This window comes from Streptomyces sp. NPDC051561, from assembly GCF_044454195.1.
Taxonomy (GTDB): domain Bacteria; phylum Actinomycetota; class Actinomycetes; order Streptomycetales; family Streptomycetaceae; genus Streptomyces.
The window spans coordinates 559,747-577,870 of the sequence record NZ_JBITDM010000003.1 but is presented as its reverse complement, the minus strand read 5'-3'; the positions used below and the strand labels follow the sequence as shown (position 1 = coordinate 577,870).

Here is an 18,124-nt window from a genome sequence, read left to right as displayed (position 1 = left end):
TCAGCTCAGCAGTCCCGTCGGTACGCCGGACGCGGCGGCGGGCGCCGTGTGCGGGTGGCAGTCTTCCTTGGTCAGGTGGTGGTCGTCGTGGCCGGGCAGGGCGCCCGCTGCCGACGGCGGCCCGTCGTGCACGACGACGCCGTCGCGCAGTACGACGGTGCGGTCGATCAGCGGCTCCAGCGGGCCCAGCTCGTGCAGCACGAGAAGCACCGAGGAGCCCGCCGCGACCTGCTCGCGCAGCGTCGCTGCCAGGATCTCCTGGCTGGCCAGGTCCACGCCTGCCAGCGGCTCGTCCATGATCAGCAGCTCCGGCTCACTGGCCAGCGCTCGGGCGATCAGCACCCGCTGGTGCTGCCCGCCGGACAGTGCGCTCACCGAGTCCTTGGCCCGGCTGCTCAGCCCGACCAGGTCGATCGCCCGCTCGACGGCCGCCTTGTCCGCCCTGGACAGCAGCCCGAGGCGGGCCCGCGACAGCCGCCCGGACGACACCACCTCACGTATCGTCGCCGGCACTCCGCCCGCCGCCGTCGTCCGCTGCGGTACGTAGCCGATCCGTGCCCACTGCTTGAACCGCTTCAGCGGCGTGCCGAAGAGCTCGACCGAGCCGCCGGTCAGCGGCACCTGCCCGATCGCCGAGCGGACCGCCGTGGACTTGCCGGAACCATTGGCTCCGAGCAGCGCGACGACCTCGCCGCGCTGCACGGCGAGGTCGATCCCGCGCAGCACGGGTCGCGAGCCGAGCGTGGCGGTGGCCGCGCTCAGGGATATGACAGCGTCGCTGTTGAAGCTGTTCGTCCGCACGGGGAGCGCCTCCGATGCTGCTGAGGGGTGAGGGGGAGAGGGGATCACTTCGCGCCGAGGGCCTTCTGCAGCGCGGCGAGGTTGGACTGCATGACCTCGATGTAGTCCGAGCCCTTGGACTTCTCCGTGATGCCTTCCAGCGGGTCCAGGACGTCCGTCTTCAGCCCGGTGTCCTTCGCCAGGGTCGAGGCCGTCTTGTCGCTGGCCAGCGTCTCGAAGAACACGGTGGAGACCTTGTCCTCCCTGGCGATCTTCTGGAGCTGCTTGATCCGGGCCGGGCTGGGCTCCGACTCGGGGTCGACGCCGCTGATGCCCTCCTGCTCCAGGCCGTAGCGCTCGGCGAGGTAGCCGAAGGCGGAGTGGGTGGTGATGAAGGTCTTGGTGGTGGTGTTCTTCAGGCCGTTCTCGAACGCCGTGTTCAGGCCGTCGAGCTTGGTGACCAGGGTGTCGGTGTTCTTCTTGTACGTCGCGGCATTGGCCGGGTCGGCCTTCTGAAGGGCCTTGCCGACACCCTTGGCGACCTCGCCGTACTTCACCGGGTCCAGCCAGATGTGCGGGTCGGAGGCGCCCTCGGCGCCGTGGTCGTGCCCGTGGTCGTGGCCCTCGTGCCCGGCCTCCTCCTCCGCGCCGTGGCCGCCGGTCTCGGTGCCGTGCGCCTCCAGGGAGGTGAGGGTGGTGGCGTCGACGGTGTTCTTGGCACCGGACTGCTGCACCGCTTCGTCCACGGCGGGCTGGAGGCCCTTGAGGTAGACGATCAGGTCCGCGTCGGAGAGCTCTGCGGTCTGCTTGGGCTTGAGCTCCAGGTCGTGCGGTTCGACGCCCGGCTTGGTGAGCGGGGTGACGGCGACCTTGTCGCCGCCGATCTGCTCGGCCAGGTACTGCATGGGATAGAACGACGCGATCACGTTGAGCTTGCCGTCCGCGTTCTTGCCGTCGCTGCCGGTGGCCGAGGCACCCCCACAGGCGGAGAGAGTGATCAGGCCGAGGGAGACTGCGGCGGCAGTGGCGGTCAGGGGTATCAAGCGTCGTACGTTCATGACACTCATTTTCAACAAAAGTGGAAACGATTGTCAATAGTGCGGTTGTCGGCTCTGCACCGGTTACCGATTTGATCCGGGCCCCCTGCACGCCGGTAATCTGAAGCATTCGCCGGGCCGAGCCGGGTCGTGGTCGTGCAGGGGGGCTACGCGCGGGGCTGCGCGCACCGGCGTCCGAGTCAGGTTTGAGAACGTGTCAAATCTGAGAACGCACAGACCTTCGTCGTCGTAATGAAGAGAGCACCGTGGCCGCCGACAAGATCGACACCATCGTCAGCCTGAGCAAGCGCCGTGGCTTCGTTTTCCCGAGCAGTGAGATCTACGGCGGTTCCAAAGCTGCCTGGGACTACGGGCCGCTGGGCGTTGAGCTCAAGGAGAACATCAAGCGTCAGTGGTGGCGGGCGATGGTCGTCGCGCGCGAGGACGTGGTCGGTATCGACTCGTCGGTCATCCTGGCCCCCGAGGTATGGGTCGCTTCCGGTCACGTCGCGACCTTCTCCGACCCGCTCACCGAGTGCACCGCCTGCCACAAGCGGCATCGCGCCGACCACCTGATCGAGGCGTACGAGGCCAAGCACCACGGCCGCACCCCCGAGAACGGCCTGGCCGACGTCAACTGCCCCAACTGCGGCACCAAGGGCCAGTTCACCGAGCCCAAGCAGTTCTCCGGCATGCTGGAGACCCACCTCGGCCCGGCCCAGGACACCGCCTCCAAGGCGTACCTGCGCCCGGAGACCGCCCAGGGCATCTTCACCAACTTCGCCCAGGTGCAGCAGACCTCGCGCAAGAAGCCGCCGTTCGGCATCGCGCAGATGGGCAAGTCCTTCCGGAACGAGATCACTCCGGGCAACTTCATCTTCCGCACGCGCGAGTTCGAGCAGATGGAGATGGAGTTCTTCGTCAAGCCGGGCGAGGACGAGCAGTGGCAGGAATACTGGATGGAGCAGCGCTGGAACTGGTACCTGGACCTCGGCATCAACCCCGAGAACATCCGCTGGTACGACCACCCGAAGGAGAAGCTGTCCCACTACTCGAAGCGCACCGCCGACATCGAGTACCGCTTCAACTTCGGTGGCACCGAGTTCTCCGAGCTCGAAGGCGTCGCCAACCGCACCGACTTCGACCTGAAGGCGCACTCCGCCGCCTCCGGCCACGACCTGGTCTACTTCGACCAGGAGGCCAACGAGCGCTGGACGCCGTACGTCATCGAGCCGGCCGCCGGTGTCAACCGCGCCATGCTCGCCTTCATGCTTGACGCCTACCGCGAGGATGAGGCGCCGAACGCCAAGGGCGTCATGGAGAAGCGCGTCGTGATGGGCCTTGACCCGCGCCTGGCGCCGGTCAAGGTCGCCGTGCTGCCGCTCTCCCGCAACCCGCAGCTCTCGCCGAAGGCCAAGGGCCTCGCCGCCGACCTGCGCAAGAACTGGAACATCGAGTTCGACGACGCCGGCGCGATCGGCCGCCGCTACCGCCGCCAGGACGAGATCGGCACTCCGTTCTGCGTCACCGTCGACTTCGACACCCTCGACGACAACGCGGTGACCGTGCGCGAGCGCGACACCATGAAGCAGGAGCGCGTCTCGCTGGACATGATCCAGGAGTACCTGGCGGTCCGGCTGATCGGCTGCTAGCCGGTCCTTCCGGTCTGCCTGTACGTCGCTTTCCGCCTGTACGCCAAAGCCCCCGGCCGCCTTTTCACGAGGCAGCCGGGGGCTTCGGCGTACAGGCGCCGTGCCAGTGCCGTGCACAGGGCGGCCAGGGGGGTTTCGGCGCACACCGCCATCGCGGCGGCCTGGGCGCTCTACCTGCCCCGCGCGGACGCGGACCACCGCAGGGTGTTCGCGGTGCTCCGCTTCCTGGAGGGCGGGGGCTGAGGCCGGGGGCCTGGTGGTTCCGACTACTCCGACGCGAGCAGACCGCGCTGCAGCAGGCTCGCCACGGACCTGAACTCCGCGACGATGCCCGGCTTCTGCCATTCGGCGGCGTAACCGGGGTCGTGGAACTTCGCCGTCGCGTCGAAGACCGCTTGCGCGGTCACCTTCGGATCGCCCGCCGCCGGGAAGTACCGGGAGCGCGCACCCTCCTCGACGATCCTGGTGAGCTGACCGACGAGTTCGCGGATGTGCGCCTCGACGACCCCGCTGTTCTCCGCGAGCAGCACACCGTACGTCGCGAACAGCTCGGGGTCGTCGCCCGCCTTCTTGCGCTTGGCCTCGAAGAGGGCGGTGAGCCAGGTCCACACCTTCTCCGGCGCCGGCTGGTCGGCGGTGGCGATGACCGCCAGGGCCTCCGTCGTCCGGTCCAGCCAACGGCTGGTCACGGCCTCGCGCAGGGCGGCCTTCGTCCGGAAGTGGCGGTACACACTGCCGTGGCTGACACCGAGCACACGGGCCACGTCGACGACCGTCGCCTTTGCGGCACCGTGGCGGCGCAGGACGTCCTCGGTCGCTTCGAGGATGCGCTCGGGGGTCAGTGCTTCGCTGGTCATGTCACTGACCGTACCTGGCGCCACTGACAACTCACCGCTCGCTGTCGAGGTGGGCCATCTGCCCGGCGGGGTAACGGTCGCCCGCGGCCGCCCCGGCCGGGACCGCGGCCTCGATCGCGGCGAGGTCGTCGGCGCCGAGCGAGACGTCGAGCGCACCCAGCGCCTCGGTGAGCCGGTCCCGGCGCCGGGCGCCGACCAGCGGCACGATGTCCTCGCCGCGCGAGAGCACCCAGGCGATGGCGACCTGGGCCACCGAGACGCCCTTCTGCTCGGCGATCTTGCGGAGCCGGTCCACCAGATCGAGGTTGTGCCGGAGGTTGTCGCCCTGGAAACGCGGGCTCATGCCCCGGAAGTCGTTCGGGGCGAGCGCGCGGTCCCGGCCGAAGTGCCCACTGATCAGACCGCGGGAGAGCACCCCGTACGCGGTGATGCCGATGCCCAGCTCACGGGCGGCCGGCAGGATCTCCGCCTCGACGCCGCGCGAGATCAGGGAGTACTCGATCTGCAGATCCGAGATCGGCGCGACGGTGGCGGCCCGGCGCAGGGTTTCGGCGCCGACCTCGGAGAGCCCGATGTGCCGGACGTGCCCGGCCTCCACCAGTTCGGCGATCGCGCCGACGGTCTCCTCGATCGGTACGTCCGGGTCGATGCGGGCGATCCGGTAGATGTCGATGTGATCGGTGCCCAGGCGCTGGAGGGAGTACGCCGCGAAGTTCTTCACCGCGTTCGGTCGGCCGTCGTAGCCGGTGAATCCACCCTCGACCGTGCGCAGCGCCCCGAACTTCACGCTGGTGAGCGCCTGTTCACGCAGTGCGGCGGGCGCGGTGCGCAGCGCCTCGTTGATCAGCAACTCGTTGTGGCCCATCCCGTAGAAGTCACCGGTGTCGAGCAGGGTGACCCCGGCTTCGAGCGCGGCATGGATGGTCGCGACCGACTCGGCGCGGTCGGCCTCGCCGTACAGCGCGGACATCCCCATGCAGCCGAGACCGAGCGCGGACACCTGCGGGCCGGTGACACCGAGGGCGCGGGTGGGGGTGGGGCGGGAGGTGGTCATGGGGTGCTCCTCGGTCGGGGAGGGACGGGTGGCGGGTGACAGGGAACAGATAGCGGGTGACACATAACGACTGTGACATGACGGATGACAGATTTCAATATCTGTCATCTGTCATCTGTTAGTTGTCATCTGTCATTCGGCACCCGTCATTCGGCGACTGTCCGCTGCCCTGCGGGGCGGGAAAAATCCGGTGCCGCGGTCCTCCCGGACGGGGTACCGTCAGCGCATGTTCTTCCAGACGCCGATTTACGAGTGAGAGCGTGACGGGCCCCTCCAGTGGAGCGCGGACCCGTCCCCCACCGACGAATCCGTAGATCACCTCTCAACACTCCGGGAGAACCCCGTGGCAAAGAGCCGCAACAACCTGCTCAACATCGGCGGCAACCGCAGGAAACTGTCCCGCGCCGAGAAGCAGGACAACGGGCCGCACCGCAACGCCGACCGCGCGAGTGTCGCCGGCCAGAAGCAGGAACTGCTGCGCAAGATGCGCGAGCGCGCGGGCACCGCAGAAGGTGCTGACAGTGCCGCCGAGAGCACCGACGCGCAGGCCTGAACGACGTAGGGCCTGAACGACGTAAGGCCTGTACGACGCAGGACATGAATCAATGAGTCAGCGGGGCCCGGATCGCCGAGTGCGGTCCGGGCCCCGCTGCTGTGGGACGGGGTGGCGGGCCGGCGTCAGGAGCTCGCCGCGACCTCGGTCCGTTCCTGCTGCCCAAGGCGTTCCGCCGTCCGCCGCGCCGTGCCCTGCGCCCACTTTCCGCTGGTCAGCGCTCCGACGAGGAGCACGATCAGGCCGCATCCCGCGATGATCCACCAGGCCGGGATGCTGGCGTCCACGAAGCCGTCGGCGTACGAGGCGCCGCTGACGCCTGCCGCGATCACCGCGCCGATCACCGCGACGCCCAGGGTCGAGCCGACCTGCCGGCTGGTCGAGGCGACGGCTGCCGCGACTCCGGCCTGGGCGCGGGGCATTCCGGAGACCGCGGTATTGGTGATCGGCGCGTTCACCATGCCGAAACCGACGCCGAACAGGACGTACCCGGTGAACATCAGCGGTGGTGACGTCTCCGCCCGGAATGCGGCGAAGAGCACCCCGCTCGCCGCCATCGCCACCCCCGCGACCAGCAGCGACAGCCGTGGCCCGCGCGAGCCGACGAGCCGTCCGGAGAGCGGTGCGCAGACGAAGGTCATGGCGGCCATCGGCAGCATGTAGAGACCGGCGTGCAGGGCGGACAGGCCACGGACGTTCTGGAGGTAGAGCGTGTTGAGGAAGAGGAACCCGGCGAGGGCGGAGAAGGCGGAGACGGCGATCACCGTCGCGCCGCTGAACGGGGCGCTGTGGAAGAACCGCAGATCGATCAGCGGTTCGGTCCGCCGGGGCTCGTAGAGAATCAGGCCGATGAGGGAGAGGACGGAGACGCCCACCAGGGACAGCGTGAGGGCGGAGGTCCAGCCCGCCTCGGGGGCCTCAATGATCGCGTACGTCAGCGAGACGAGCAGCGCGATCACCAGGAGCTGGCCCACCGGGTCCGCGCGGCGGGCCTTCGCGGCGCGGGACTCGGGGACGTAACGCCAGGTCAGTAGCAGTGCGGCCAGGCCGACGGGGAGGTTGACCCAGAAGATGGACCGCCAGCCGACCGAGTCGACGAGCAGTCCGCCGATCAGTGGGCCCGCCGCCATGGAGATGCCGACGACGCCGCCCCAGACGCCGATCGCGCGGGCGCGTTCGCGGGGGTCGGTGAAGGTGTTGGTGATGATCGACATCGCGACCGGGTTGAGCATCGAGCCGCCGACGGCCTGCACGGCGCGGAAGGCGATCAGCGATTCGAGGTTCGGGGCGAGCGAGCAGAGCAGCGAGCCCAGCGTGAACATCACCAGTCCCGCCATGAACACCTTGCGCCGCCCCAGCCGGTCGCCCGTCGACCCCGACAGCATCAGCAGCGAGGCCAGGACCAGGGTGTAGGCGTCGATCGTCCACTGCATGCCGGAGACGGTGGCGTCCAGCTCGCGCTGCATGGAGGGGAGGGCGACATTGAGGGCCGTGTTGTCGAGGCTCACGATCAGCAGGCTCATGCAGCAGATCGCCAGGACGAGCATCCGGCGGCGGTGGGTGAGCGGCGAGGTGTCGGTGGCCGCGGACGAGGCAGGCATTTTTCGATAGTACGGTTAACTAAAGAAATCGCTCGTTCAGGGGTGGCACGTGGGCGACAATGAGGTAATGACTCCGCTCAACATCGGCCCCCATGTCGTGCAGCCGCCCGTGGTGCTGGCACCCATGGCAGGCATTACGAACGCGCCGTTCCGCACCCTGTGCCGTGAGTTCTCCGGCGGGAAGGGGTTGTTCGTGAGCGAGATGATCACGACGCGGGCGCTGGTGGAGCGCAATGAGAAGACCATGCACCTGATCCACTTCGACGCGCACGAGACACCGCGTTCGATCCAGCTGTACGGCGTCGACCCGGTCACCGTCGGCAAGGCGGTCCGCATGATCGTGGACGAGGACCTGGCCGACCACATCGACCTCAACTTCGGCTGCCCGGTGCCCAAGGTGACCCGCAAGGGCGGTGGCAGCGCGCTGCCGTTCAAGCGGCCGCTGCTGCGGGCGATCCTGCACGAGGCGGTGGGCAACGCCGGGGCGCTGCCGGTCACCATGAAGATGCGCAAGGGCATCGACGACGATCACCTCACCTATCTCGACGCCGGACGCATCGCGGTCGACGAGGGCGTCACCTCGATCGCCCTGCACGGGCGCACCGCCGCCGAGCACTACGGCGGCACCGCCGACTGGTCGGCCATCGCCCGTCTCAAGGAGCACGTGCCGGAGATCCCGGTGCTCGGCAACGGCGACATCTGGTCGGCCGACGACGCGCTCAGGATGGTGCGCGAGACCGGCTGCGACGGCGTGGTCGTGGGGCGTGGCTGCCTCGGCCGGCCGTGGCTGTTCGCGGATCTGGTGGCCGCCTTCGAGGGGCGCCCCGAGCGGGTCGAGCCGACGCTGCGCGAGGTCGCGGTGATCATGCGCCGTCATGCGGAACTGCTCGGGGAGTGGATCGGGGACGAGGCACGCGGTGTCATCGACTTCCGGAAGCATGTGGCTTGGTACCTCAAGGGCTTCTCGGTGGGTTCGGAGATGCGCAAGAAGCTCGCGATCTCCTCATCTCTGGCCGAAATGGACGCTCACATGAGCGAGCTGAACCTTGACCAGCCGTGGCCGGTGGGTGCGGACGGCCCTCGTGGGCGTACGTCCGGAAATGGGCGGGTTGTACTGCCGGATGGCTGGCTGAAGGACCCGTACGACTGTGCTGGCATCAGCGCCGAAGCGGAGCTCGACACCTCCGGAGGGTGATCGTCCAGGTGCGGGCGGTAGATAATCAAGGCTGAGCGCGGGTCTGCATCCTGAGATCCGCGCTCACTTGTGAGCGTGATTCTCGCCACGCCTGATGATGTAGTTGCTCACATGAGCGGCGCGAGCGGGATTGCACTTTTCCAAGGAGTGGCACTCGGTGCCACTCCTTCTTTGTTTACTGGGTGGGCAGTTTGCTCACTTTGAGTGGTGAACTGCGCAATCTATTCATCGGAGAGTGATGATGATTGCAAGTCTTGAACTTAACCCTGTTCGCCCCGCGAAACCCCTACGGCTTTCGATCTGCTGGCGGACAGGTGGTTAAAGCCGTATGACGGTTAAGTGGACGTACCCAGACACCTTCGATCTGGGTATGTTCCTCGCCGTCAGGGCAGCCACCGCGTCTTCGAGGAGCCGAGACCCGTGTCGGAAAACAAAGAACCCCACGTAACGCAGTCGTCTTCGGCCTCTTCGGCGTCCACGGCGCAGAAGTTCGTCTACGACTTCACCGAGGGGAACCGGAACCTCAAGGACCTCCTCGGAGGCAAGGGCGCCAACCTCGCCGAGATGACCAATCTCGGCCTGCCGGTGCCCCCCGGGTTCACCATCACCACCGAGGCCTGCAAGGTCTACCTCGACAGCGGTGACGCTCCCAAGGAACTGCGCGACGAGGTCAGCGCCCACCTGGACGCCCTTGAGGCGAAGATGGGCAAGAAGCTCGGCCAGGCGGACGACCCGCTGCTGGTCTCGGTCCGTTCCGGCGCCAAGTTCTCGATGCCCGGCATGATGGACACGGTCCTGAACATCGGCCTTTCCGACGCTTCCGTCACCGGACTCGCGAAGCAGGCCGGCGGCAATGAGCGCTTCGCCTGGGACTCCTACCGGCGCCTGATCCAGATGTTCGGCAAGACCGTCCTCGGCGTGGACGGCGAACTCTTCGAGGAAGCGCTCGAAGAGGCCAAGACGGCCAAGAAGATCAAGGTCGACACCGACCTGGAGGCCGCCGACCTCAAGAAGCTCGTGAAGAAGTTCAAGAAGATCGTCTCCGACGCGTGCGGACGGGACTTCCCGCAGGACGCGCGAGAGCAGATGGACCTCGCCATCAACGCGGTCTTCGACTCGTGGAACACCGACCGCGCCAAGCTCTACCGACGCCAGGAGCGCATCCCGGGCGACCTGGGCACGGCCGTCAACGTCTGCTCGATGGTCTTCGGCAACCTCGGCCCCGACTCCGGTACGGGCGTCGCCTTCACCCGCGACCCGGCCTCCGGCCACCAGGGCGTGTACGGCGACTACCTGCAGAACGCGCAGGGCGAGGACGTGGTGGCGGGCATCCGCAACACGGTCCCGCTCGCCGAGCTGGAGCAGCTCGACAAGAAGTCGTACGACCAGCTCATGCAGATCATGGAAACGCTCGAAACGCACTACAAGGACCTGTGCGACATCGAGTTCACCATTGAGCGCGGCCAGCTGTGGATGCTGCAGACCCGCGTCGGCAAGCGCACCGCCGGTGCCGCCTTCCGCATCGCCACCCAGCTCGTCGACCAGGGCCTGATCGACGAGGCCGAGGCCCTTCAGCGGGTCAACGGCGCCCAGCTCGCCCAGCTGATGTTCCCCCGCTTCGACGAGGACGCGAAGACCCAGCTGCTGGGCCGCGGCATCGCCGCCTCCCCGGGCGCAGCGGTCGGCAAGGCCGTCTTCGACTCGTACACCGCCGTCAAGTGGTCGCGTTCCGGCGAGAAGGTCATCCTGATCCGCCGCGAGACCAACCCGGACGACCTCGACGGCATGATCGCCGCCGAAGGCATCCTGACCAGCCGCGGCGGCAAGACCTCGCACGCAGCCGTGGTCGCCCGCGGCATGGGCAAGACCTGTGTCTGCGGCGCCGAGGAGATCGAGGTCGACACCAAGCGCCGCCGCCTGACCGTCGGCGACACGGTCGTCGAGGAGGGCGACGTCGTCTCCATCGACGGCTCCTCCGGCAAGGTCTACCTCGGTGAGGTCCCGGTCGTCCCGTCGCCGGTCGTCGAGTTCTTCGAGGGCCGGATGCACGCCGGCGCCGACGACGCCGACGAACTGGTCGAGGCCGTCCACCGGATCATGGCGTACGCCGACCGGCGCCGCCGCCTGCGGGTGCGTGCCAACGCCGACAACGCCGAGGACGCGCTGCGCGCCCGCCGCTTCGGCGCCCAGGGCATCGGCCTGTGCCGCACCGAGCACATGTTCCTCGGTGAGCGCCGCGAGATGGTCGAGCACCTGATCCTGGCCGACACCGACACCGAGCGCGAAGAGGCCCTGAAGGGTCTTCTGCCGCTCCAGAAGCAGGACTTCATAGAGCTTTTCGAGGCGATGGACGGCCTTCCGGTCACCGTCCGTCTGCTGGACCCGCCGCTCCACGAGTTCCTGCCCGACATCACCGAACTGTCGGTACGGGTCGCCCTCGCCGAGTCCCGCAAGGACGCCAACGAGAACGACCTGCGCCTCCTCCAGGCCGTGCACCGCCTGCACGAGCAGAACCCGATGCTCGGCCTGCGCGGCGTCCGCCTCGGTCTGGTCATCCCCGGTCTGTTCGGCATGCAGGTCCGTGCCATCGCCGAAGCGGCCGCCGCCCGCAAGAACGCCAAGGGCGACCCGCGTGCGGAGATCATGATTCCGCTGGTCGGCACGGTCCAGGAGCTGGAGATCGTCCGCGACGAGGCCGAGCAGGTCATCGCCGAGGTCGAGGCCGCCCACGGCATAGACCTCAAGCTGTCGCTCGGCACCATGATCGAGCTGCCGCGTGCGGCCCTCACGGCCGGTCAGATCGCCGAGGCCGCGGAGTTCTTCTCCTTCGGTACGAACGACCTGACGCAGACGGTCTGGGGCTTCTCCCGCGACGACGTGGAGGCGAGCTTCTTCACCGCGTACCTGGAGAAGGGCATCTTCGGCGTCTCCCCGTTCGAGACGATCGACCGCGACGGCGTCGGCGCCCTGGTGCGCTCGGCCGTCGAGGCCGGCCGCAAGACCCGCCCCGACCTCAAGCTGGGTGTCTGCGGCGAGCACGGCGGCGACCCGGAGTCCGTCCACTTCTTCCACGAAGTGGGTCTGGACTACGTCTCCTGCTCGCCCTTCCGCATTCCGGTGGCCCGCCTGGAAGCGGGCCGTGCGGCAGCCCAGTCCTCGGGCAGCGACAGCCGCTGACCCGACCCGCGAGACCACCGGATCCGCCGCCGGGACTTCGTACCCACCCTCACCCCCGGCGGCGGATCCGGCTCCCTACGAAGCGGCGGCACCCTGTGCGGGGGTGCCGCCGCTTCGGCGTGGAGGCGTTGTCGCGGCGATTTCCCGTGGGGCGGGTGTTCCTGGTGCGCGCCCTTGTGGTCCCGGTTCGGTTACCGGTATAGACCACGGTGGATCGATCGCGTCACCTCAAGCTCGTACGTCCCGGACGTCCCAGGAGGACCCCGCATGAGCAAGGAACCGCCGCCCCGCATATCCCGCCGCACCCTCGTCACCGCCGTCGGCGTCGTCTCCGCCGCCACCGCACTCCCCCTTCCCGCCGTCTCGGCGTACGCCGCCGAACCCGCACCGCCCCTGCGCGCACCCGCCACGACGGCCGACGGCACCAACGCCCGACCCGTCGTCGTCCCCGCCCTCCAGGAGTGGACCGGCTCCACCGGCAGCTACCGGGTCGACGTCGGCACCCGGGTCGTCGTCGACGGCCCGGCCGACCGTCAGCTCCTCGCCCTCGCCGACACCTTGACGCGGGAGATCGAGGAGGTCACCGGGGTGCGGATCGCCGCACCCCGGCAGGGCGGCGCCCGGCGCGGCGACATCGTGCTGCGGGTCGACCCCCGCGCCGTACACCCGCGCGGCGGCGAGCGGTACCGGCACGAGGGGTACGCACTCGACGTCACCGCGCACCGGCTGACGATCACCGCACCCGGATACCGGGGCGCCTTCTACGGCACCCGCTCCCTCCTGCAGATCCTCCTCCAGGACGACCGCCGCACCCGCGTCCCCGCCGGCACCGCCCAGGACTGGCCCCACTACCGGCTGCGCGGCTTCATGCTGGACGTCGGGCGGCGCTACTTCACCCCGGGATTCCTCCGCGACTATCTGCGGATCATGGGCTGGTTCAAACTCAACGACCTCCAACTGCACCTCAACGACAACGAGATCCAGGCCCCCGGCGGCGACTGGTCCAAGGCGTACGACGCCTTCCGGCTCCGCAGCGAGAAGAGCAGGTGGGACGGGCTGGCGGCCGAGGACGGGAGTTACGACCGCGCCGACTGGGACTCCTTCGAGGACACCGCCGCCGCACACGCCGTCCAGCTCACCCCGGAGATCGACGCCCCCGCGCACTCGCGTTCCTTCGTCCGCTTCCGGCCGGACATCGGTCTGGGCGGTGCCAACAGCGACCACCTCGATCTGGGGAATCCGGACACGCTGACCTTCATGAAGGAGGTCTTCGACGAGTTCGCGCCATGGTTCCGCAGCCCCGAAGTGCACTACGGGGCGGACGAGTACACCGGCCCCGAGGCTCACTACCGGGCGTACTTCAACGGCATGGCCGCCCATCTGCGCGAGACCCTGAAAAAGCGTCCGCGCGCCTGGGGCTCGCTGTCCCAGCTGACCGACGACCCGGCCGCCTACGACAAGAACGTCACCGTGCACAGCTGGAACAACGGCTGGTACGGCCCGCAGGCCGCGAAGCGGGACGGGTACACCGACCTCGTCAACACCAACGACGGGCTGCTCTACATCGTCCCCTTCGCCACCTATTACCACCCGCTGGGCCTCGACGGCCGTTATCTCTACGACAGTTGGGAGCCGCACGTCTTCCCCGGCAAGGAGAGCCTCGCGCCCTTCGACCCGGTGCTGCGCGGCGCCATGTCCGCCGTCTGGAACGACCTGGTGCACGCCACGTACACCGAGAAGGACGTCCACGGACTGATCGAGAAGACCTTCGGGGTGCTCGCCCAGAAGATGTGGAGCGGGGCCGGCGCCGGGATGCCGTACGGCGAGTTCACCGCCTCGATGCGGCGCGGGGCGCTCGGCCCCGGCCTCAAGGTGGTCGGACCGACCCTCGCCGAACCGGACCAGATCTCCTTCGGGGCCGACGCCTCGGCCTCCTCGTCCGGGGACGGCACCCGGCCGGGCGGCTCCACCGACGGCAGCCCGGTCACCCGCTGGAGCAGCCGCCAGGAGCGCGAACCGTGGCTGACCGTGGACCTCGGCAGGATGCGCGGGGTGGGCCGGGTGCGGCTCGACTGGGGGCAGGAGTTCGGGCGGGCGTACGACATCGAGGTGTCCGGGGACGGGCACGAGTGGCGGACCGTGGCCGAGCGGCGCGGGCGACAGACCCCCGGGCGGGACGAGTTGGCCTTCGACGCCGTGCACGCCCGGTACGTCCGGGTGCGCGGCCGGGAGCGGCGGCCCGCCAGGTACACCCTGTGGTCCGTGCAGGTCTTCGACGTACCCGACCTGGCGCGGGGCCGGACGACGACCGCCTCGTCCGCCGAAACCGGCCACCTGGGAGCCGAACTCGCCACCGACGGCGACCCGGGCACCCGCTGGGCGTCCCGGTACACCGACGGCGAATGGATTCAGGTGGACCTCGGGGCGGTGCACCCGGTACGGCGCGTCCTGCTCGACTGGGAGGCGGCGGCGGGCAAGGACTACGACCTCCAGGTGTCCGGGGACGGCTCCGCCTGGCGCACCGTCGCCGAGCGGCGTGGTCGGACCACCGCCGGGGAGGACGTCGTCGAACTGTCCGCCCCCGAACAGGCCCGGTACGTCCGGATGCAGGGCCGCACGCGGCAGTCCACCTACGGGTACTCGCTGTGGCGGTTCGAGGTCCGCGGATAGCGTCGGGTCGCCACCACGGCGGGCGCTCAACCCCGTTGCGCGAAGTGGCAGTTGAAAAGTTGACCTTTGCGGTACGGGGCGGAGGGTGACCCACCGCACACATGGCGCGGGGCGCGGACGGCAGATCCCCACCTACCGTCCGCGCCCCGCATCGCTGTCGGGCGGCCGGTCCTCGCACCGCGTACGTCGCCGTCAAGCGCGACGAAGCCCCCCACGGCCTTCGCCCCGCCCTTTCGTCGTCCGCGGCGCCCGGCGCCCGACACCACTCAGCCTTCCGTGTTCGAGGCGTGCCCGCGAGGCGTTTCAACTGTGGCCGAAAGGCCGTGGTGACCGCGTGTGAGTGCGTGCATACTCATCTGCGGGACGGTTGCGGATGCAACCTGCGGGCGAGGGTGGGGAGTTGGGTCGGTGGTGCTGCGTATCCACTTCACGGGGGAGGATCTCGCCCGGGTGCGGCTGGCCGCCAGGCCGGACGCGTGGTGGGAGACAGTGCTGAGCTTCCACCGGTTGCGGGACCGGCGGGGCGGCCGCGTGTACGCGCCGTGGCGCACCGAGGCACGGACCCGGTTCGGTGGTGGCGGGCGGGAGGCACGCCGGATGCTGGCCTCCGTGGTGCCGGTGCGCGGGTACTTCCCCGACTTCCTCACCCCGCCGGAGGGGGCGCACGGCTGGGAGGAGGGCGCGGAGGCGGTCCGGGCCACTCCCGAGGGGCAGGTGGTGCGAGAAGTGGCGCTGGCCCGGCGTGAGCTGAGCGGGGCGCCCGGCATCGGAGCGCCGACACCGGGGGAGTTGAGGAAACCACCCGCGCTCGGAGCCCTGGTGGATGCCCTGGGCGACTACCACCGCGCGGCCGTCGCCCCTTACTGGTCGCATCTGCACGCCCGGGTGGAGGCCGACCGGGCCGCCCGGGGCCGTGCCTTCCTCGACGGCGGCGCCGAGGCACTGCTCGCCTCGCTGTCGCCGGTGCTGCGCTGGGACTCGCCGGTACTGGAGACCGACTATCCGGTGGAGCGCGAAGTGCGGCTGAACGGGCGGGGGCTGCGGCTCCAGCCGTCGTTCTTCTGCCAGGGGGCGCCGGTCATGCTGTACGACCCGGAGCTCTCCCCGGTGCTGGTCTACCCGGTCGCCCACCGCACCCCGCCCGCCGCCACCGCCCCGGCCGGCGGCGGACCGTACCTCGGCAGGCTCGTCGGCCGGACCCGCTCCGTGGTGCTGCGGGCCATCGGCCACGGCTGCACCACCAGCGAGCTGGCCCGCCGCGCCGGGGTCTCCCTCGCCTCCGCCAGTCAGCACGCGTGCGTGCTGCGGGAGGCGGGCCTGGTGGTGACGCTGCGGCACGGCAGCGCCGTACTGCACTCGCTGACTCCGCTGGGTGCCGCCCTGCTCAGGGGCGGGGCGGCACCGGCGCCGGTGAGCCCAGCATGATCAAAGCGAGCGGCCCTAGGCGCGGAACGGGCCCGTGACCTCGTAGGTGAGGCCGCCGGAGGAGCTGCCGCTGGTGCCGCGCTGGCTGGAGAAGTAGAGGCGCTTGCCGTCGGGGGAGAAGGCGGGGCCGGTGATCTCCGAGCCGGACTGGCCGTTGACGCGCAGGAAGGGGGTGACGACATCGGCCGGGGTGATCATGCAGATCTCCATGTTGCCGCCGTCCTCGGCGACGTAGAGGTCGCCGGAGGAGGTGCCGGTGACGTTGTCCACGCCGGTGAGCGGGGCGGAGCCGCCGGTGACCAGGGAGTCGTCGTAGACCAGGTCGAGGGTGGATGCGGCGGCGTCGTAACGCCAGACGCGGTTGTCGCCCTTGGTGGTGAAGAAGCAGATGCCGTTCGCGTAGTAGCAGCCCTCGCCGCCGTTGAAGCGCTTGGCGCCGGAGACCTGGTCGCGGGTGGCTTTGGAGGCGCCGGTCGGGTCGGATACGGCCCCCCAGGTGACCGGGCCGCTGGTGCCGGAGCCCATCTTCAGGACCTCCAGCTTGCCCGCCGCGAGATTGCCCCAACTGCTGGGCGTGAAGCGGTAGAAGCAGCCGTCGGAGGTGTCCTCGGTGAGGTAGACGACCTTGCGGTCGGGGTCGGCCGCGGCCGCCTCGTGCTTGAAGCGGCCCATGGCGTCGCGGCGGACGGCCGCCTTCACACCCCACGGGTCGGTCTCGTAGACGTAGCCCCGGTCGACCTCCTCGCAGGACAGCCAGGTGTTCCACGGGGTCTTGCCGCCCGCGCAGTTCTGCCGGGTGGAGGAGAGGATGCGGTACGCCCCGGTGATCGCGCCGGTCGCGGAGAAGCGGACCGCGCCCGCGCCTCCGGAGGGGTTGATCTCGGAGTTGGAGACGTAGATCCAGCCGGTGCCGTCGGCGTAACAGGCGCCGCCGTCGGGGGCGTTGTGCCAGGTGTAGGAGGTGCCGGCCACCTTCTGGCCGGATCTGGCGACGATACGGCTGCTGAAGCCGGCCGGGAGCTGGATGCCGTTGGCGTCGGCGGAACCGAGGGCTCCGTAGGGGCCGGTGCCGGGCTGTGCCGGGTCGGCGTACGCGGCGCCGCGCCAGAGGGTGCCACCGAAGGCGGTCGCGGAGGCGGAGAGGACCGCGGTGCGCAGGAAGGTGCGTCGTTGCATGGGGGATCGCTCCAGGTTCCGGGGACGGGGCGGGGAGGGGCTTGCCGTGCCCCCGGAACCTAGGCAGCGCGAGTTGACGTGGCGTCAACTGGCGGTGAAGCAGAGGCGAATCAGTCGTCGATGCCGGACCTTTCGACTCCCGCGACGATCCACCGCTGGAAGAAGAGGAAGACCAGGACAAGGGGAAGGATCGAGACGGCCGCCGCGACGAACAGTTCGTGCAGATTGACCGTCTGGGCGGTGTTGAGGGTGGAGAGCGCCACCTGCACCGTCCATGACTGCTGGTCCTGCCCGATGACCAGCGGCCACAGGAAGGCGTTCCAGGCGCCGATGAAGACGATGGTGCCGACGGCGGCGAAGACCGGCCGCGAGTTGGGCACCACGATCCGCCAGTACGTCCGCCAGTAACCGAGCCCGTCGACCCGGGCCGCGTCCTCCAGCTCCCTGGGGAAACCCAGGAAGTACTGCCGGAAGATGAAGCAGGCGAAGGCGGAGAACAGCGTCGGAACGATCAGCCCGCGCAAGGTCGAGATCCAGCCGAGCGAGGAGACCAGCACGAAGCTGGGCACGAAGGTGACGGCAGCCGGGACCATCAGGGTGCCGAGGATCGCGTAGAAGACCTTGTTGGCGTGCCGGTAGGGGATGCGGGCCAGACCGTATCCGGCGAGTGAGGCGAGCAGCAGGGTGCCGAGTGTGGTGGCGACGGCGATCAGCGAGGAGTTGAGGAGGGTACGGGAGAAAGGGATCGCCGTATCGTTGAACAATTCTCCGATGTTGCCCCACTGAAGGGTGGACGGAAAGAACGTCCACTCCGGGGAGGTGATCTCGGCGTCGGTGGCGAGAGCGTTGCGCACCAGCAGATAGAAGGGGACCAGGAAGAGCAGCGCGAGTGCGACCAGCAGCACCACGCGCAGTGCGCGTCCCACTCGTACCAGGGCGTCGTCCAT

Annotated in this window: 14 protein-coding genes; 7 read left to right on the top strand and 7 right to left on the bottom strand. The window is 69.3% G+C overall.

Annotated elements, in window-relative coordinates; translation table 11 throughout:
* Both ACIA73_RS10775 and ACIA73_RS10770 read right to left on the bottom strand, forming a co-directional pair.
* The gene (locus ACIA73_RS10775) at nucleotides 1–846 is read right to left on the bottom strand and encodes a metal ABC transporter ATP-binding protein (RefSeq protein WP_399438066.1); all 846 of its coding nucleotides are present in this window, start codon (nucleotides 844–846) and stop codon (nucleotides 1–3) included.
* A complete protein-coding gene (locus ACIA73_RS10770; protein ID WP_399437999.1) occupies nucleotides 846–1,838 on the bottom strand; it encodes a metal ABC transporter substrate-binding protein in 993 nt (330 codons plus the stop codon). The genes ACIA73_RS10775 and ACIA73_RS10770 overlap by 1 nt, the downstream gene beginning before the upstream one ends.
* A 245-nt stretch (nucleotides 1,839–2,083) precedes the next feature.
* On the opposite strand from ACIA73_RS10770, the gene ACIA73_RS10765 reads away from it, so the two are divergent.
* On the top strand, nucleotides 2,084–3,469 hold the full coding sequence (locus tag ACIA73_RS10765; RefSeq protein WP_399437998.1) for a glycine--tRNA ligase: 1,386 nt from the start codon (nucleotides 2,084–2,086) through the stop codon (nucleotides 3,467–3,469).
* A gap of 111 nt (nucleotides 3,470–3,580) precedes the next feature.
* Entirely contained in the window at nucleotides 3,581–3,712 is a 132-nt protein-coding gene (locus tag ACIA73_RS10760; RefSeq protein WP_399437997.1) for a hypothetical protein, read from the top strand.
* 23 nt (nucleotides 3,713–3,735) lie between these two features.
* On the opposite strand, the gene ACIA73_RS10755 is transcribed toward ACIA73_RS10760, so the two are convergent.
* A complete protein-coding gene (locus ACIA73_RS10755; protein ID WP_399437996.1) occupies nucleotides 3,736–4,326 on the bottom strand; it encodes a TetR family transcriptional regulator in 591 nt (196 codons plus the stop codon).
* 31 nt (nucleotides 4,327–4,357) lie between these two features.
* Nucleotides 4,358–5,380 carry an aldo/keto reductase gene (locus ACIA73_RS10750; RefSeq protein ID WP_399437994.1) on the bottom strand — a complete coding sequence of 341 codons (1,023 nt, stop codon included), beginning with the start codon at nucleotides 5,378–5,380 and terminating at the stop codon, nucleotides 4,358–4,360.
* A 343-nt stretch (nucleotides 5,381–5,723) separates the two neighbouring features.
* Between ACIA73_RS10750 and ACIA73_RS10745 the strand changes: the two genes are divergently transcribed.
* Nucleotides 5,724–5,933, top strand: coding sequence for a DUF6243 family protein (locus ACIA73_RS10745; RefSeq protein ID WP_399437993.1), 210 nt, complete (start codon nucleotides 5,724–5,726; stop codon nucleotides 5,931–5,933).
* Nucleotides 5,934–6,058: 125 nt separating this feature from the next.
* Here the strand turns inward: ACIA73_RS10745 and ACIA73_RS10740 are convergent, their stop codons facing one another.
* Entirely contained in the window at nucleotides 6,059–7,480 is a 1,422-nt protein-coding gene (locus tag ACIA73_RS10740) for an MFS transporter (RefSeq protein WP_399438065.1), read from the bottom strand.
* A gap of 121 nt (nucleotides 7,481–7,601) precedes the next feature.
* Between ACIA73_RS10740 and dusB the strand changes: the two genes are divergently transcribed.
* The 4 genes from dusB to ACIA73_RS10720 all read left to right on the top strand — a co-directional run bounded on the left by dusB (nucleotide 7,602) and on the right by ACIA73_RS10720 (nucleotide 16,001).
* Complete coding sequence (dusB, locus tag ACIA73_RS10735) at nucleotides 7,602–8,729, top strand: tRNA dihydrouridine synthase DusB (RefSeq protein ID WP_399437992.1); 1,128 nt, start codon at nucleotides 7,602–7,604, stop codon at nucleotides 8,727–8,729.
* 420 nt (nucleotides 8,730–9,149) lie between these two features.
* The gene (gene ppdK / locus ACIA73_RS10730; protein ID WP_399437991.1) at nucleotides 9,150–11,906 is read left to right on the top strand and encodes a pyruvate, phosphate dikinase; all 2,757 of its coding nucleotides are present in this window, start codon (nucleotides 9,150–9,152) and stop codon (nucleotides 11,904–11,906) included.
* A gap of 267 nt (nucleotides 11,907–12,173) precedes the next feature.
* A complete protein-coding gene (locus tag ACIA73_RS10725; protein ID WP_399437990.1) occupies nucleotides 12,174–14,576 on the top strand; it encodes a discoidin domain-containing protein in 2,403 nt (800 codons plus the stop codon).
* Nucleotides 14,577–14,987: 411 nt separating this feature from the next.
* Nucleotides 14,988–16,001 carry an ArsR family transcriptional regulator gene (locus ACIA73_RS10720; protein WP_399438064.1) on the top strand — a complete coding sequence of 338 codons (1,014 nt, stop codon included), beginning with the start codon at nucleotides 14,988–14,990 and terminating at the stop codon, nucleotides 15,999–16,001.
* 15 nt (nucleotides 16,002–16,016) lie between these two features.
* On the opposite strand, the gene ACIA73_RS10715 is transcribed toward ACIA73_RS10720, so the two are convergent.
* Both ACIA73_RS10715 and ACIA73_RS10710 read right to left on the bottom strand, forming a co-directional pair.
* Nucleotides 16,017–17,177 carry an alkaline phosphatase PhoX gene (locus ACIA73_RS10715; RefSeq protein ID WP_399437989.1) on the bottom strand — a complete coding sequence of 387 codons (1,161 nt, stop codon included), beginning with the start codon at nucleotides 17,175–17,177 and terminating at the stop codon, nucleotides 16,017–16,019.
* Nucleotides 17,178–17,287: 110 nt separating this feature from the next.
* Nucleotides 17,288–18,124 (bottom strand): carbohydrate ABC transporter permease, encoded by an 837-nt coding sequence (locus ACIA73_RS10710; RefSeq protein WP_399437988.1) that lies wholly within the window; start codon nucleotides 18,122–18,124, stop codon nucleotides 17,288–17,290.

Excerpts from the sequence above, each read along its gene's own strand:
- ACIA73_RS10770 (WP_399437999.1), bottom strand. The coding sequence starts at position 1,838 with ATGAACGTACGACGCTTGATACCCCTGACCGCCACTGCCGCCGCAGTC.
- ACIA73_RS10755 (WP_399437996.1), bottom strand. The coding sequence starts at position 4,326 with ATGACCAGCGAAGCACTGACCCCCGAGCGCATCCTCGAAGCGACCGAG.
- ACIA73_RS10750 (WP_399437994.1), bottom strand. The coding sequence starts at position 5,380 with ATGACCACCTCCCGCCCCACCCCCACCCGCGCCCTCGGTGTCACCGGC.
- ACIA73_RS10740 (WP_399438065.1), bottom strand. The coding sequence starts at position 7,480 with ATGCTCGTCCTGGCGATCTGCTGCATGAGCCTGCTGATCGTGAGCCTC.
- dusB (WP_399437992.1), top strand. The coding sequence starts at position 7,602 with ATGACTCCGCTCAACATCGGCCCCCATGTCGTGCAGCCGCCCGTGGTG.
- ACIA73_RS10725 (WP_399437990.1), top strand. The coding sequence starts at position 12,174 with ATGAGCAAGGAACCGCCGCCCCGCATATCCCGCCGCACCCTCGTCACC.
- ACIA73_RS10715 (WP_399437989.1), bottom strand. The coding sequence starts at position 17,177 with ATGCAACGACGCACCTTCCTGCGCACCGCGGTCCTCTCCGCCTCCGCG.
- ACIA73_RS10710 (WP_399437988.1), bottom strand. The coding sequence starts at position 18,124 with ATGGACGACGCCCTGGTACGAGTGGGACGCGCACTGCGCGTGGTGCTG.